This is a genomic window from Streptomyces sp. NPDC003456 (assembly GCF_042878735.1).
In the GTDB taxonomy this organism is placed as follows: Bacteria; Actinomycetota; Actinomycetes; order Streptomycetales; family Streptomycetaceae; genus Streptomyces.
In genome coordinates, this window is the sequence record NZ_JBIAOK010000002.1 from 963,923 (window position 1) to 980,386 (window position 16,464).

At 72.6% G+C, this 16,464-nt stretch carries 8 protein-coding genes; 5 read left to right on the plus strand and 3 right to left on the minus strand.

Annotation, left to right across the window (positions count from 1 at the left end):
- Nucleotides 1-4 precede the first annotated feature (4 nt).
- From ACFYWG_RS09835 to ACFYWG_RS09850, 4 genes are all read left to right on the plus strand, one after another.
- Nucleotides 5-9,415: an amino acid adenylation domain-containing protein gene (locus tag ACFYWG_RS09835; protein ID WP_389200413.1), complete on the plus strand. Its 9,411-nt coding sequence runs from the start codon at nucleotides 5-7 to the stop codon at nucleotides 9,413-9,415.
- Between the two features lie 47 nt (nucleotides 9,416-9,462).
- Nucleotides 9,463-9,675, plus strand: coding sequence for an MbtH family protein (locus tag ACFYWG_RS09840; protein WP_383500746.1), 213 nt, complete (start codon nucleotides 9,463-9,465; stop codon nucleotides 9,673-9,675).
- A gap of 204 nt (nucleotides 9,676-9,879) precedes the next feature.
- The gene (locus ACFYWG_RS09845; protein WP_376332150.1) at nucleotides 9,880-10,287 is read left to right on the plus strand and encodes a winged helix-turn-helix domain-containing protein; all 408 of its coding nucleotides are present in this window, start codon (nucleotides 9,880-9,882) and stop codon (nucleotides 10,285-10,287) included.
- A 169-nt stretch (nucleotides 10,288-10,456) separates the two neighbouring features.
- Nucleotides 10,457-11,242, plus strand: coding sequence for a TetR/AcrR family transcriptional regulator (locus ACFYWG_RS09850; protein ID WP_389200761.1), 786 nt, complete (start codon nucleotides 10,457-10,459; stop codon nucleotides 11,240-11,242).
- A gap of 94 nt (nucleotides 11,243-11,336) precedes the next feature.
- Here the strand turns inward: ACFYWG_RS09850 and ACFYWG_RS09855 are convergent, their stop codons facing one another.
- A complete protein-coding gene (locus ACFYWG_RS09855; RefSeq protein ID WP_389200763.1) occupies nucleotides 11,337-12,032 on the minus strand; it encodes a tryptophan 2,3-dioxygenase family protein in 696 nt (231 codons plus the stop codon).
- Between the two features lie 183 nt (nucleotides 12,033-12,215).
- On the opposite strand from ACFYWG_RS09855, the gene ACFYWG_RS09860 reads away from it, so the two are divergent.
- On the plus strand, nucleotides 12,216-13,403 hold the full coding sequence (locus ACFYWG_RS09860; RefSeq protein ID WP_389200416.1) for a cytochrome P450: 1,188 nt from the start codon (nucleotides 12,216-12,218) through the stop codon (nucleotides 13,401-13,403).
- A 7-nt stretch (nucleotides 13,404-13,410) separates the two neighbouring features.
- Here the strand turns inward: ACFYWG_RS09860 and ACFYWG_RS09865 are convergent, their stop codons facing one another.
- Both ACFYWG_RS09865 and ACFYWG_RS09870 read right to left on the minus strand, forming a co-directional pair.
- Nucleotides 13,411-15,171 carry an amino acid adenylation domain-containing protein gene (locus tag ACFYWG_RS09865; RefSeq protein WP_389200418.1) on the minus strand — a complete coding sequence of 587 codons (1,761 nt, stop codon included), beginning with the start codon at nucleotides 15,169-15,171 and terminating at the stop codon, nucleotides 13,411-13,413.
- An 89-nt stretch (nucleotides 15,172-15,260) separates the two neighbouring features.
- Entirely contained in the window at nucleotides 15,261-16,451 is a 1,191-nt protein-coding gene (locus tag ACFYWG_RS09870; RefSeq protein ID WP_385421203.1) for an erythromycin esterase family protein, read from the minus strand.
- Nucleotides 16,452-16,464: the final 13 nt, after the last annotated feature.

Genomic DNA, 16,464 nt, shown 5'->3' on the forward strand with positions numbered 1-16,464 from the left:
AACCATGACCCCCCTGTCGTACGCGCAGCGGCGCATGTGGTTCATCAACCGCTTCGAAGGCCCTTCTTCCACTTACAACATTCCGCTGCTCCTGCGCTGCCGCGGCCCGCTCGACACCGTCGCGCTGCGGGCGGCGTTCCTGGACGTGATGGTGCGCCACGAAGTCCTGCGCACGGTTTTCGCGGAGACCGACGGCCGGCCGTATCAACGCGTTCTCGATCCCGCCGACATCGACCTGCCGTGGCAGGACTGGGGCCGGGTGGCCCCCGAGCGGGTGCCCGGCGTCGTGGAGTCGGTCAGCGGCAGCTGGTTCGACCTGGCGGCGGACGTGCCGCTGCGCGGCTGCGTCCTGCAGAGCGGCGACGAGGAGTTCTTGGTCGTCCTGGTGCTCCACCACATCGCCGGCGACGGCGGTTCGCTGGCCCCGCTGGCACGTGACGTGTCGACGGCCTACCGGGCCCGGGTCACGGGCACGGCACCGGACTGGCCCGAACTGCCCGTGCAGTACGCGGACTACGCGCTGTGGCAGCAGGAAATGCTGGGCGACGAAAAGGATCCGGACAGCATCGTCTCGGTGCAGAGCGCCTATTGGCGTGAAGAACTGGCCGGTGTGTCCACACCTCTTCCCCTGCCTCTGGACCGGCCCCGCCCGGAGGTGGCGAGTTTCCGCGGCGATTCGGTCCCGGTCGGGTTGCCGGCCGAACTGCGCACCGCCGTGGAAAGGTTGGCGCAATCCAACGGTGTGACGACGGCCATCGTCCTGCAGGCCGCTCTGGTGGTGTTGCTGCACCGGCTGGGGGGAGGCAAGGATGTGACCGTCGGCTCGCCGATCGCGGGCCGTACGGAGGAGGCACTGAATGAACTGGTGGGCTTCTTTGTCAACACGTGGACCTTGCGCGTGCAGGTGACCGCGGACCGGAGTTTCGCGTGGGTGCTCGAACAGGTCCGGAAAAAGGCGATCGCCGCCTACGATCACCAGGACGTGCCGTTCGAAAGGCTCGTGGAACTCCTGCGGCCGGAGCGGTCGACCGCACACCACCCCCTGTTCCAGGTCGTGCTGGCGTGGCAGAGCAACACCGCGCCGCACCTGGACCTGCCGGGCCTCAGCGTGACGATGGAACCGCTGCCCACCGGCAGCGCCAAGTTCGACCTGTTCTTCAACCTGGCGCCGGACGACGTGACCGGCTCGGTCGTCGGTGAGATCGAGTACGCCACCGACCTCTTCGACCGCTCCACCGTGGAGGACGTCGCGGCACGCTTCGTGGCCGTCGTCGAGGAGGTCGTGGCCGACCCGGCCGTCCCCGTGGGCACGGCCGTCACGAACGAACCCGGCCCGTCCGGCGACACCCTCGACGCCGCCGAGCGCCACAGGATTCTCGTCGAGTGGAACGACACCGCCCACCCCGTGCACTGCCCGGGACCGGTCCACCTGCTCTTCGAGGAGCAGGCCGCACGACGTCCGGACGCCACCGCCCTGCGCTGGGCCGCGGGCACCATGACCTACGGCGAGCTGAACCGGTGGGCCAACCGCGTCGCCTGGGACCTGAAGGCACACGGGGTCGGTCCCGAGACCGTGGTCGGCGTCTGCGTCCCCCGCGGACCGGCCATGATCGCGGCCGTCCTGGGCGTCCTCAAGGCCGGCGGCGCCTATCTGCCGCTCGAACCGGCGCTGCCCGCCGACCGCGTGGCCGGCATGCTCGAGGACGCCGGGTGCGCCCTCGTGCTGTCCACGCCCGACACCGAGCGCTGGGCCCCGCCGGACGGTGTGCGGCTCGTCGACCTCGCCGTCGCCGGCTCGCCCGGCGCCGACCACGACCCCCAACCGGTCGCGGGGCCGGACAGCACGGCGTACATCATCTTCACCTCCGGCAGCACCGGGAAGCCGAAGGGCGTCGCGGTCACCCACCGCCCGGTGCACAACCTGCTGGACTGGTGCTACCGCACGTTCGCGTTCGGCCCCGACGACGTCGTCCTGTGCGTCACCTCGCTCGGTTTCGACCTGTCGGTCTTCGACATCTTCGGCCTGCTCGGCTGCGGCGGCGGCGTCTACATCGCGGACGCCCTGCAGCAGCGCGATCCCCGACTCCTCCTGGACGTGCTGCTCACGGAGCCGATCACCTTCTGGGACTCGGTGCCCACCACCCTCAACCAGGTCGCCTCGCTGCTGACGCAGGACGACCGGTACGAGGGCACCGACGACCTGCGCCTGGTGTTCCTCTCCGGCGACTACACCCCGCTGTCGCTGCCCGACGAGGTCCGCCGCGTCTTCACCGGCGCCGAGATCGTCAGCCTCGGCGGCGCCACCGAGGCGACGGTGTGGTCCAACTACTTCCGGGTCCGGGAGATCGACCCCTCGTGGCGCAGCATCCCCTACGGCCGGCCCATCGACAACGCGCGCTACTACGTGCTCGACGAGCACATGGAACCGCTTCCCGTCGGCGTCGAGGGCGACCTGTACATCGGCGGCGACTGCCTGTGCGTCGGCTACGTCAACCGGCCCGAGCTGACGGCGGAACGTTTCGTCCGTGACCCCTTCAGCACGCGCGAGGGCGACCGGCTGTACCGCACCGGCGACCGGGCCGCCTTCTTCCCGGACGGCACCCTCTGCTTCCTCGGCCGCGCCGACAACCAGGTCAAGCTGCGCGGGTTCCGCGTGGAGCCCGGCGAGATCGAGCACGCCCTGGTCCGGCACCCGGCCGTCCGCCAGGCCATCGTGACCGCCCGCGAGGACCAGCCCGGCGACCTGCGCCTGGTCGCCTACGTCGTCCCGGACACCGGGGCCCTGCCACCCGCGGGTGACACCGGGGACCAGGTGGAGGAGTGGCAGGAGGTCTACGACCTGACCTACTCCGACGGCGGCGGGCACGAGTTCGGTGAGGACTTCACCGGCTGGAACGACTCCGCCACCGGTGAGCCGATCCCGCTCGAGGAGATGCGGGCCTGGCGCGACGCCGCGGTGGAAGGCGTCCTGCGCTGGTCGCCCGAGCGCGTCCTCGAACTCGGCGCCGGCACCGGCCTCCTGCTCGCCCGGATCGCCGGCCGGGTCACCGAGTACTGGGCCACGGACCTGTCCCGGGCCGTGCTCGACCGGCTCGGCGGCCAGGTGGCCCGGGCCGGCCTGGCCGACCGGGTCCGGTTACGCCACCAGGCCGCCGACGACCTGACCGGACTGCCCTCAGGCGTCTTCGACACCGTCGTGCTCAACTCCGTCGTGCAGTACTTCCCCCACGAGCGCTACCTGGCCCGGGTCCTGGAAGGCGCCTGGCGGCTGCTCGCCCCGGGCGGCCGGATCGTCCTCGGCGACATCCGGCGGGCGGCCTCCCTGCGCACACTCCAGGCAGGCGTCCAGCGGGCGAAGCACCCCGACGCGCCACCGGCCGTCCTGCGCACCGCCGTCGAGCAGGCCGTCCTGCTGGAGAAGGAACTGGTGGTCGACCCCGAGTGGTTCCTGCACTGGGCGCGGAGCGCAGGGGCGGCCGGGGCCGACATCCGCCTCAAGGACGGCGTCCACCACAACGAGCTGACCCGGCACCGTTACGAGGCCGTGCTGCACAAGCCGGGCACCGGCCCGGCGGGCAGCCCGCGACACCTCGCCGCCGTACCCGCCCTGGCCTGGGACGGCGACCCGGGCCGCCTCGCCGAGCAGTTGGCCGGCCGGCCCGAACCGGCGGTGCGGATCACCGGCATCCCGAACGCCCGCCTCACCGGCGAGGCCGCAGCGGCACGTGCTCTCGCCCTCGACGACCGCGCCGACCCCGGGCTGCCGCCGCTCGACCCCGCCGAGATCCGCGCCTGGGCCGCCCGGCACGGCTGGGACGCGGTGCCGACCTGGTCCGCCGACGCGGTCGACCTGCTCGACGTCGTCGTGCTGCTCGACGGCCCGCCGGCCGGGACCCCCCTCACCGGCACCTACCTGCCGGCCACCGACGGACGCACCGCGGCGAACGACCCCGCGGTCGCCGCGGCCGTCACGGCACTGCTGCCCGCGCTCCGCGGCCACCTGCGCGAGACGCTGCCCGAGTACATGATCCCGGCCGCCGTCGTGCCCATCGCCTCCGTGCCGCTGACCGACAACGGCAAGCCCGACCGGCGCGCCCTGCCCGCACCCGACTACACCGCCGGCGGCGGCCGGGCTCCCGCCACGCCGGAGGAGGAGTCGCTGTGCGCGCTGTTCGCCGCGGTCCTCGGCCTCGACCGGGTCGGCGTGGACGACAACTTCTTCACCATCGGCGGCCACTCGCTCCTGGCCACCCGGCTGGTCAGCCGGATCCGGGCGGAGCACGGCGTGGAGATCCCCATCCGGGCCGTCTTCCAGTCACCCACCGTCGCCGAACTCGCGGCGCACCTGACCACCTTGAACCGTCTGCGCCCGCCCTTGGTCCCCCAGACCCGGCCCGAACGGCTGCCCCTGTCCTACGCCCAGCAGCGGCTGTGGTTCATCCACCGCTTCGAAGGCCCCTCGGCCACCTACAACATCGCGCTGGCCCTGCGGATGCGCGGCGCCCTCGACGCGGCCGCCCTGCGCCGCGCCGTGCACGACGTCGTCGAACGGCACGAATCGCTGCGGACGGTCTTCGGCGAGGCCGACGGGCAGCCGTACCAGCGGATCCTGCCGCCGGCCGCGGTCGAGGTCCCCTGGGAGGAGCGCGAGGTGACCGAGGCCGAGCTGCCCGGCCTCCTGCGCGAGGCGGCGCGGCGCCCGTTCGACCTGGCGGCCGAGATCCCCTTCCGCACCTGGCTGCTGCGCACCGGCCCCCGCGAAGCGGTGTTCCTCGTCGGCGCCCACCACATCGCCGCCGACGGCTGGTCCGCCCTCCCGCTCGCCGAGGACCTCACCGCCGCCTACGAGTCCCGCCGCGCGGGCCGGGCGCCCGAGTGGGAACCGCTTCCCGTGCAGTACGCCGACTACACGCTGTGGCAGCGGGACCTGCTGGGCGACAGCGAGAACCCGGGCAGCCTCTACCGGCGGCAGCTGGACTACTGGACGACCCGGCTGGCCGGCCTGCCCGAGACCGTCACGCCCCCCACCGACCGTCCCCGGCCCGCCGTCGCGTCCTACGCCGGCGATCTCGTACCGCTCGCCCTGGACCCCGAGCTGACCGACGGCGTCCGCCGGACGGCCCGGGAGACGGGCGCCACGGTGTCGATGGTGCTCCAGGCGGCCCTCGCCGCGCTCCTCACCCGGCTCGGCGCGGGCACCGACGTGCCCATCGGCTCGCCCATCGCCGGACGCACCGACGAGGCGCTCACCCGACTGGTCGGCTTCTTCGTCAACACGTGGGTGCTGCGCGCGGACACCTCCGGCGACCCCTCCTTCGCCGAACTGGTGGGCCGCGTCCGCGAGAACAGCCTCGCCGCCTACGACCACCAGGACGTCCCGTTCGAGCACCTCGTCGAGGTGCTCAATCCCGTCCGCTCGCCCGCCCATCACCCGCTGTTCCAGGTGTGCCTGGCGCTGCAGAACAACACGCGGCCGGAGTTCCACCTGTCCGGCCTGACCGTGACCGAGGAGCCGTTCTCCCTCGGCACCGCACGCTTCGACCTGTTCATCAGCGTCACCGAACGGGACGAGGAAGGCGCGCTGCCCCGCATCGAGGGCTTCGCGGAGTACGCCACCGAACTCTTCGACGAGGAGACGGTCAGGAAACTGCTCGACCGCTGGCGCCACTTCCTGCGCCGAGCGGTCGCGGCACCGGACACGCCCATCGGATCCGTCGATGTCCTGACCGAGGAGGAGAGCAGGGCACTGAGCGCCTGGAGCGGCCCGGCCCGGGACGCCGGATTCCGGGCCGGCACCCTCGCCGAACGGTTCGCCGCGGCGGTCGCCGCGACACCGGACGCCACCGCGCTGGCCGCCCCGGACACCGCGCGCACGTGGACCTACGCGGAACTGGACCGCTGGTCCAACCGGATCGCCCACCACCTCCGCGCCCGGGGCGTCCGCCCCGCCGACCGCGTCGCGCTCGTCATGGAACGCTCGCCGCTGCTGGTCGCCGCGATACTCGGCGTCCTCAAGGCGGGCGCCGCCTACGCGCCGGTCGACCCCGCCTATCCGCCCGAGCGCATCGACTTCCTCCTGGCCGACCTCGCACCGGCGGTCACCGTGGACGAGGGACTCGCCGAGGAGGACCTGGCCGGGCTGCCCGGCACGCCGCCCGAGCTGAAGGGCGTCGACGAGCACGCCGCCGCCTACGTGATGTACACCTCGGGTTCCACCGGCCGGCCCAAGGGCGTGGAGGTGACCCACCGCAACGTCGTGGACCTGGCCCTCGACGGCTGCTTCCGCACCGGCGCCCATCGCCGCGTCCTCGTCCACTCGCCGCACACCTTCGACGCGTCGACGTACGAGATGTGGGTGCCGCTGCTGGGCGGCGGCACGGCCGTGCTGGCCCGCGCCGGCCGGCCGGACGCCGCGGAACTCGCCCGGCTGATCACCGAGCAGGAGGTGACGGCCCTGTGGCTGACCGCCGGGCTGTTCGCCGTCATGGCCGAACAGCACGCCGCGTGCTTCGGCGCCGTCCAGGAGATCTGGGCGGGCGGTGACGTCCTGTCGCCGACAGCCGTCCGCACGGTCCTCGACACCTGCCCCGGCCTCACCGTGGTCAACGGCTACGGCCCCACCGAGACCACCACGTTCGCCTCCCGGCACCGGATGACCTCCGCCGAGCAGTGCGGCGACCCGCTGCCCATCGGCACCCCGATGGACGGCAGCCGGCTCCTCGTGCTGGACGACCGGCTGCGGCCCGTGCCACCCGGCGTGGTGGGCGAGCTGTACATCGGCGGCGACGGAGTCGCCCGCGGATACACCGGCCGACCCGGCCTGACCGCCACCCGCTTCGTGCCCGACCCGTGCGCGCGGCCCGGGACCCGCGTCTACCGCACCGGCGACCTGGTGCGCTGGGACGCCGCAGGCCGCCTCCACTACGTCGGCCGCAGCGACGACCAGCTCAAGCTGCGCGGCTTCCGCGTCGAGCCGGGCGAGCTGGAGGCGGTGCTGCGCGAACAGGAGGGCGTGGCTCACGCGGTGGTCGCCGTGCGCCGGGACCGGCTCGGCGAACGCCGCATGGTCGCCTACGTGGTGCCCGACGGCACCGCCTCCACCGGCCGTGACGCCGCCGAACAGGTCGACGAGTGGCGCGAGGTCTACGACTCCATGTACGGCGGGACGGAGGTCGCCGCCGACACGGTCGGGGAGGACTTCACCGGCTGGAACAGCTCCTACACCGGCCGCCCCATCCCGCTGGAGGAGATGCGCTCCTGGCGCGAAGCGGTGCTGCGGAGGGTGCGGGACCTGCGCCCGCGCCGGGTGCTGGAGATCGGCGTCGGCTCCGGCCTGCTGCTCGGCCCGCTGGCACCAAAGAGCGAGGAGTACTGGGGCACCGACTTCTCGGCACCCGTGATCGACCGGCTGCGCGCCCAGACCGGCGCCGACCGGCGGCTCGCGGACAAGGTGACCCTGCGCTGCCAGCCCGCCCACGACGCCGACGGCCTGCCCGCCGGGTACTTCGACACGGTGATCCTCAACTCGGTCGTGCAGTACTTCCCGGACGCCGGCTACCTCAGCCGCGTCCTCGACCTCGCGATGGACCGGCTCGCACCCGGCGGGCGCGTCGTGCTCGGCGACGTGCGCAACCACCGCACCCTGCGCACCTTCGCCGCCGCCGTGCACCGCTGCCGGCAGCCCGCCGACGGCCCCGCCGCCGTGCAGGCCGCCGTCGAACGCGCGGTGCTCGCCGAGAAGGAACTCGTCGTCGACCCGGGCTTCTTCACCCGCTACGCCGAGGCCCGTCCGGACGCCGTCGCGGCCGACATCCGCCTCAAGCAGGGCACCTACCACAACGAGCTGACCCGCCACCGCTACGAGGTCGTGCTGCACAAGGCGCCGGCGAAGCCGCTGGACCTCGGCGACCTGCCCGAGGCGGTCTGGGGGGCCGAGGTCCGCGCACTGGACGACCTGGAGACCGCGCTCGCCCGGCGCGGCGGCCGGCTCCGCCTCACCCGTGTCCCCAACGCCCGCCTGGCCGGTGAGGCCGCCGAGTGGGGCGCCCCCGCCGAACTGGGCGGCACCCTGGACCCCGCCGCACTGGAGGCATGGGGGGCCGGACGCGGGCTCGCGGTGTACTGCACGTGGTCGGCCCAGGCGGGTGACTGCTTCGAGGCGGCCGTCGTGCCCGACGTCGACGCCGTCTGCTGCGACGGCCTCTACCGGCCCGTCGGCGCGCCCACGGCCCGGCAGGCCAACGTCCCCGCGGTGTCCCGCCGCGCCTCCCGGCTGCCCTCTCAGCTGCGCGGGCGGCTCGCGGGCCGGCTGCCGGAGTTCATGATGCCCGCCGAGATCGTCGTGCTGGACCGGCTGCCGCTCACCGAGAACGGCAAGGTGGACCGGGCCGCGCTTCCCGAACCGGACCCGGTCGGCGGGGAACACCGCGCGCCGCGCACCCCGCGCGAGGAGCAACTCGCCGCGCTCTTCGCCGAAGTGCTGGGCCTGGACCGGATCGGCATCGACGACGACTTCTTCGCCTGCGGTGGCCACTCCCTGCGGCTGACGCGCCTGGCCTGGCAGATCCGCGAGAAGCTGGGCGTGGACGTCCCGATCCGCACGGTGTTCCAGTACCCGACCGTCGCGGAGCTGGCGGCACAGCTGACCACCGACGCCGACGCCCACTTCGAGGACCCGTTCGCCGTGCTCCTGCCGATCCGCACCGAAGGACATCAGCCGCCCCTGTGGTGGCTGCACCCGGGCGGCGGGCTGAGCTGGCCCTACCTCGGCTTCGCCCGTCACGTGGACCCGGGCCGCCCGCTGTACGGCATCCAGGCGCGCGGCTTCGACGGCACCACCGCGCCGGCCGGCTCCATCGAGGAGATGGTCGAGGACTACCTCGAACAGGTGCTGCGGGTCCAGCCGAACGGCCCGTACCACCTGCTGGGCTGGTCCTTCGGCGGCACTCTCGCGCACGCCATGGCGGCCGAACTCCAGCGCCGCGGGCACGAGGTGGCGCTCCTGGCACTGCTGGACGCCGCGCCCTCCAGCCACTTCGCGGATCTCGAGGCGCTGGACGAGTCCGTGGTCCGCCGTTACCTCGCCAACTACATGGGACATCTGGCGGGGATGGAGGAATACCCGTCGCTCGTCACCACCGCTTCCTCGATCTTCATCGGACAGATGGAGCAGATGCGGCGGTTCACCTCACCGCGGTACCGAGGTGACGTCGTCTTCTTCAACGCACTCCTCGACCCGGAGACCCACGACAAGCGGGAACTGGACGAGGATCTCGACGTGCTCTGGCAGGACCACGTCGACGGCCGTGTGCAGCGCATCGACATCGCCTGCGCGCACAACGAGATGTACTGGCCACGCAACGCGGCCGAGATCAGCCGCACGATCAACCGGATACTGCGGGCGGCACAGCAGTGACCCTGCCGGAGCCCGCACCTGCTGAGACGAGATCTGGAGGACACAAGGTGAGCACCAACCCGTTCGACGACGACAGCGGCCGGTTCCATGTACTGGTCAACGGCGAGGACCAGCATTCCCTGTGGCCGGCCTTCGCCGAGGTGCCCGCCGGATGGCGCAGCGTCTTCGGCCCCGCCGCGAGAGCCGAGAGCCTCGCCTATGTGGAGGAGCACTGGACCGACATGCGCCCGCGCAGCCTCCGGGAGACGACGAACGGTTAGCGCCGCGCCGCGGACCGCGGCCTGCTGTGCCTGTCCGGCCGGCGTGCGAGCGCCGTCGGCCGGCGATGACGGTGACCACCTGTATGCGTCGACGGGGAGGCGCACGCTGTGCGATGTACGACCAGCGATGTCATGTTCGTCCGATGGCCGGCCCAGACGGACCTTCGGAACCGATGTAGGAGGGACGGCGTACCCCGCCTCCTCGTGGTGGAGGCGGGTGCCCGTCCGCCGGTGTGCAACGACCCGTTCGAGGACTGGGTCCGGGCGCCCATCTCCCGGGACGATCTCGACGCCCGGGTCAGGGCTCTGCAGAACCGGCTCGACAGCCGGCAGATACCCACCCTCGATTCCGCGGGGACACTCACCTTCGGAGCACACTCGATCACCGTCTCGAACGTCCAGACGGAGTTGATGGAGCTGCTCATCGAGCACTTCGGGGAGGTGGTCTACCGGCACGAACTCGCCCAACGGCTGGCGGAACGCGTGCAGCGGCCGACGAGGAACTCGCTCGACCTCCACATCATGCGGCTCCGCCGCCGCCTGTCACCGACCGACCTGGTGATCCGCACGGCCTGGGGCCGCGGGTACGCCCTGGAGGTCGAGACCCGCTAGGAACCGTTGTCCGCGTCATGATCCGAACGACAGGCCCTGGTGCCCCCGTCCCACTCCCGCTCGCGCCCGAAGGACCGGCCCCGCGGCGGCAGGTGTGTGCCGCGGAGGACGGCGTGCGAAGCGACGCGCAGCGGGTGGGAGTGTGACGACGGGGATCGAGCGCCGGGACATGATCCCGTCGAAGGAAGGTGCGCCGGTGACGAAGCAGGCGGAGACGACGGCGCGGGACAGCCTCTGGCGAAGGCGGGAGGTCCGGCGCGGCGGCCGCGGTGAGCGGCCCTCCGGCCTCGACCGGGAGCGGATCACCGCGGCATCGGTACGGCTCCTGGACGCCGAGGGCCTGGCCGGGTTCTCCATGCGCCGGCTGGCCGCCGAACTGAACGTCACCGCGATGTCCCTGTACTGGTACGTCGACACCAAGGACGACCTGCTGGAACTCGCCCTGGACGCGGTCTACGCCGAACTGCGGCTGCCCGAGGCGGACCGCACCGACGAGGACTGGCGCGGGCAGCTGCGGCGGCTGGCCGGGGCCTACCGGGCACTGCTGGTCCGCCACCCCTGGCTGTCGCCGCTCGCCGGGCGCTACCTCAACATCGGACCCAACTCGCTCACGTTCGCCCGCGTGATCCAGCGGCTCGTCCACCGGGCGGGGCTGCCCGCGCACGGGGTGACCGGGGCGATCTCGGCCGTCTTCCAGTTCGTGTACGGCTACGGCACGATCGAGAGCCACTTCCTGACCCGGATCGCCGAAACGGGTCTGTCCCCGGAGGAGTACTTCCGGCAGTCCATGACGCTGGTGGACGAGCTCCCCGGCACGGCCGAGGCCGCCGGAGGGTCCGGGGACGTCATGGCGACCCGGGCCGGCGACACGGTGGCCGAGATGCTGGACCGCGACTTCGGCTTCGCCCTGGACCTGCTGATCGCGGGCATCGAGGCCCTCGCAGCCCGCAGCTGACCGCTCCGCCGGAAGCGGGCGCCGGCTGCGCCGGGTACTCCCTCCCCGCTGTTGCCGCCGCTGTCGTGGACGCACACAGGCGACGGGCGGGAGGCTAAGCGTGGTGCACCTTGCCGCGCAGCCGGCGGAGTTCGGGGAAGGGCCGGGTGACCCGGCGGGCGAGGAAGTCGACACCGCTCGAACCGCCGGTCCCGCTCTGCTCACCGATCATCTTCGACACCAGCGCCAGGTGAGCCACCTTCCAGTGCCAGTATCCGTTCCCCAGGTCGACCAGCGCTTCCGCGAGCCGGTGCAGCACCCCGCACTCCACGCCGCGCCGGCAGACCTCGTCGACGGACTGCCCGTGGTACTCGGCCGCCGCCGCGAACGCCTCGTACAGACTGCCCTGGTCGTGGCTGTTGCCGAGCAGGGCCGTCAGCCTCCGGAACTGCGCCGACTGCGCACCGCTCGCCGTGCCGAGATAGGCCCGGAACTCGGCGAAGTAGCGCAGCGGAAGCCTCTCCAGCACCAGCAACTGCTGCTGGAGCACCCGTACCACGTCGCCGGCCCGCAGCAGGAACTCCAGCCCCAGTTCCAGGTCGTGCGGGTCGCAGGGAGGCAGGAGCGCCTCGGCGGCGGCGTCCAGATCGGCACCGAGCTGCTTGAGCCACAGCTCGCAGGTCTGATGCGTGATGATGAAGAACTGCTCGGCCAGGACGACCGCGCGGCCGGCTGTGTGAGGGACGTGCGGCTCTTGGAGTGAGAGCAGGGTCTCCATCTGGAGATAGTCCCCGTACGTCAGAGTGCTCAGGACGCCGCCTCCTCGTCGTCGTGGTCCGCCCGCACCCGCACTGTCCGGCGCGTAGGAGGACCGGTGGTGCCGATCGTGACACGGGAGGGAACCGGCTGATCAGCAATCTTTCCTCTCTCATTCAGGGGAAAGACGTAGGCAAGAGCTGCCCGCCGTCCGCGCCCCCGATGTGACGATTCCGGCATGACCACCCCGACCGAGCTGGACCTGACCCGCGCGAGCGTCTTCGTCGAGCACGACGCCCACGCGTTCTGGCGCGACGTACGCCGGCACCGGCCCGTCTACTGGCACGAGGGGAACCCCGGCTTCTGGGTCGTCGCCCGGCACGCCGACGTGCAGTCCTGCTACACCGACGCACGCTCCTTGAGCTCCGCGCGCGGGACCGTCCTGGACGTCCTGCTGAGCGGCGGCGACTCGGCCGGCGGCAAGATGCTCGCGGTCACCGACCGGCCCCGCCACCGCGAGCTGCGCAACCTGATGCTGCGGGCCTTCTCCCCACGCGTCCTCGGGGCCGTGGAGGAGAAGGTGCGGGAGCGGACCTCACGGCTGATCGACACCGTGACCCGGCAGGGCGCGTTCGACTTCGCGGCGGAGGTCGCCGAGCACATCCCGATGAACACGATCTGCGATCTGCTGTCCGTCCCGGAGACGGACCGCGACAAGCTCCTGCGCTGGAACAAGCTGGCTCTCTCCTCGGACGCCGCCGAGTCGGACCGGCTGGACTCCCTGGAAGCCCGCAACGAGATCATCGGCTACTTCATGGACCTCGCCCGCCACCGCCGTGCCGACCCCGGCGACGACGTGATCAGCATGATCGCCGCAGCGCAGGCGGGCGACCACCCGCTGACCCTGGAGGAGGTCGCCCTCAACTGCTACAGCCTCGTGCTCGGCGGTGACGAGTCCTCCCGCGTGTCGGCGATCTGCGCGGTGAAGGCATTCGCCGAACACCCCGCCCAGTGGCAGGCGTTGCGCGAGGGGACGGCCGCCGTCGACACCGCCGTCGAGGAGGTGCTGCGCTGGGCCACACCGGCCATGCACTTCGCCCGCACGGCGACCCGGGACCTGCGGATAGGCGGCCGGCAGGTGCGCGCGGGCGACATCGTCACGCTGTGGAACACCTCCGCCAACAACGACGAGGAGGTGTTCGACCGGCCACGCCGGTTCGACCCGGCCCGCACACCCAACAAGCACCTCTCCTTCGGCCACGGCCCGCATTTCTGCGTCGGCGCGTTCCTCGGCCGGGCGGAGCTGCGCGCCCTGCTGAGCGCACTCGCCGCCTCCGTCGCCGAGATCGACATCTGCGGCGAGCCCGCCCCCATCTACTCCAACTTCCTCAACGGCTACGCCAGTCTGCCGGTCGCCTTCCGCTGAGGTGGTGTCAGCCGGGCAGGCGGCTTTCGACGACCGCGGCCAGCTCGGCGATCGAGGCGGCCTCCAGCACGGTCCGCATCGGCAGCGCGACCTCGAACCGCTCCCGGATCCGGGAGACCAGCCGGGTCGCCTGCACCGAGTGCCCGCCCAGCTCGAAGAAGTTGTCGGCGGTCGTCGCCTCCGGGGTCCCGAGGACGTCCCGCACGATCGCGCAGACCACGGCCGCGCAGTCGTCCGCCTCCCCGGGTCCCGACTCCCGCCCGCTGCCCGCCGGCCTCTCGGGGCCCGCCTCCGGCCGCGGCAGGGCCGCCCGGTCGATCTTGCCGTTGGCCAGCGTCGGGAACCGCTCCAGCACGGTCACCCGTGCGGGCACCATGTGCGCGGGCAGCGACGCGGCGACGTGGGCGCGCAGATCGGCGGAGTCGACCGGCGCCGTGGTGGTGACGTAGCCGACGACATGCGCGTCGGCCAGCTCACCCCGCACCACGGCCACGGCCACGTCCACCACCGGATGGGCGGCGAGCCGCGTCTCGATCTCGCCGAGCTCGACGCGGAAGCCGCGCACCTTCACCTGGCCGTCCGCACGGCCCGTGAAGAACAGCCGGCCGTCCGGCCCCCTGCGGCCCCGGTCGCCCGTGCGGTACATCCGGGTGCCCGGTCGCCCGAACGGGTCGGCGACGAACTTCGCCGCTGTCGCGGACGACCGGTTGAGATAGCCGCGCGCCAGCCCGCTGCCCGCGATGTACAGCTCGCCCTCCGTGCCGGACGGCACCGGGCGCAGGTGTTCGTCGAGCACGTGCACCTCCTTGCCCGCCCACGGTGTGCCGATCGCTACGTCACCGGCGTCCCGCACCGGCCCGGCGATCGTCGCCCCGACGGTCACCTCGGTGGGGCCGTACCCGTTGAACATCCGCCGCGTCCGCGACCACTTGCGCACCAGCGTCGGGGTGCAGCTGTCCCCCGTGGACATGACCGTCCCGCCGGGCAGGACGCCGTCGGCGTCGGTCTCGCTGAGCGCGACGGGGGGCAGGACCGCGTGCGTGATGCCGTACTTGAGCAGGGTGTTGCCCAGCGGGTGGCCCGGCAGCAACTCCTCGGCGGGCACCATCACGAGGGCCGCGCCGGACAGGAGCGCCAGGGACACGTCCCAGAAGGCGGCGTCGAAACTGATGGACGCCCACTGCAGCACCCGGTCACCCGGACCGGCCCCCAGGACGGCCGCCTGGGTGGCCGCCATGTCGCGCACACCACCGTGCGGCACGGCGACACCTTTGGGCGTCCCGGTCGACCCCGAGGTGTAGATGACGTACATCAGGTGGTCGGGGCGCAGCGCGGCACGGCGCTCGTGCTGCGCAACGTCGTGCCCCGGCAGGGCCGTGCACGCGGCGCGCAACGCCGGGTCGTCGAGGACGAGTTCCTCCGGGCCCGAGCCGAGGGGCGCCACCGAGGAGGACCGCAACAGCAGCACCGGCCGCGCGTCGGTCAGCATGAACGCCAGGCGCTCCGCCGGATACTCGGGATCGAGCGGGAGGTAGGCACCGCCGGCCTTGAGCACCGCCATGATCGCCACGATCAGCTCCCGGGACTTCGGTATCGCCACCGCGACGAGCGAGTCGGGACCGACACCGTGCGCGACGAGCCTGCGGGCGAGCCGGTTGATCCGGGTGTTCAGCTCCGCGTACCGCAGGGTGCCTTCCGCGTCGATGAGCGCCGGCTCCCCGCCCCACCGGGCGACGATCGACTCGAACAGTTCAGGAACCGTGTTCAAGCGCGCTCAGCTCCTTCGGGAGGCTCCCTGACCGACGGTGAACCTAACCTCCGGCGGCCGGGGAGCCCGGCGAATCCTTCCCGTCTCTGTCAGCGCTCGCTCCCGACGCCGGCCAGGGCGCCCGGGAGGTCCGCCGCGCAGGTGACGGCGGCGCCGTCGGGGACGTGCAGGACGGCGTCCGCGGTGTCCAGGACGGCCCGCTCGAGCGGGAAGTAGCCTTGCTGAGGGGTGGTGTCGGTCCGGGTCCGGGCGGCGGTGACCGAGCCGGCGGGGACCAGGGCCCAGTCGGTGACTCCGTCCCGCAGGACGCTCTCGTAGGTGCCCGGCTCGGGGTCGCCCAGCCCGACGGCCTCGCTGCGGCCCAGGCTGCCGGCGACGAAGACGTACTGCTCGCCCAGCAGCGGGGCCACGACGGTGCCGGCCCCCGGCCACTCGACGTGCAGCTCTCCCATGCTCCAGCTGCTCGGGGTCCGTTGCAGGTGCACGTTGTGGGCGAAGACCAGTGTGGGGCCCCGGCCGCCCTCGATGCTGCGGATGTCGAGGAGGTTCTGCGCCATGAGCGCGTCCCGGGTGGCGAACAGCCGTGACAGCCGGGCGTTCCTCTCCAGGCGCTGCGCCGCCTGCCGGTGGTAGCGCAGCAGACCGAGGCCGGCGGTCAGGTGGGTCCTGGCCCGCAGCCACTCCGCGCGCGAGGTCTGGGCGATCCGCTCGGCGGCATGGGAGTGGAGAAGGGTGAGCATGTCCTCGGCGAGGGAACGCAGTTGGGCGGCCTCCGGGGTGGCGCCGACCGACATGGCCGGGTCCGTCACCGCCTCCGTACGGCTCCACTGCTCGTCCGCGCCGGACAGCCCGCTCAGGTCGAGATCGAGCCCCAGGTAGTCCCGCGCGTGCTCCAGACAGCGCCGCGGGCTGGGCGCGCTGGTCGTCTCGGTCGGTACGTCGAAGCCGTGGAAGGTCAGGTGCTCGCGCGGGGGCAGGCCCGCGTTGTGCTCGCGCATCCAGGCGATGAGGCGCCGGTTGGTCTCCAGGTCGCCGAAGCCGTGGGAGAAGCCCTCCCGGGCCACCTCATCGAGGTCCCCCTCGCCGCCCTTGACGAAGTCGTCGACACGCAGCGCGGCCACGCGGTCGGTCTCCAGGGCGATCGAACGGAAGCCGAGGCGGGTCAGCCGGGCGAACAGCTCGTTGCGCGCCCATCCGAAGGCGGGTTCGCGGTGGGTGGGTTCGCCGAGCGCCAGCACGGAGCACGAGGTCAGGGGGAGGTCGTGGAAGTCCTTGCTCATGTCTGTCCATCGA

Excerpts from the sequence above, each read along its gene's own strand:
- ACFYWG_RS09860 (WP_389200416.1), top strand. The coding sequence starts at position 12,216 with ATGACCACCCCGACCGAGCTGGACCTGACCCGCGCGAGCGTCTTCGTC.
- ACFYWG_RS09870 (WP_385421203.1), bottom strand. The coding sequence starts at position 16,451 with ATGAGCAAGGACTTCCACGACCTCCCCCTGACCTCGTGCTCCGTGCTG.
- ACFYWG_RS09850 (WP_389200761.1), top strand. The coding sequence starts at position 10,457 with ATGATCCCGTCGAAGGAAGGTGCGCCGGTGACGAAGCAGGCGGAGACG.
- ACFYWG_RS09835 (WP_389200413.1), top strand. The coding sequence starts at position 5 with ATGACCCCCCTGTCGTACGCGCAGCGGCGCATGTGGTTCATCAACCGC.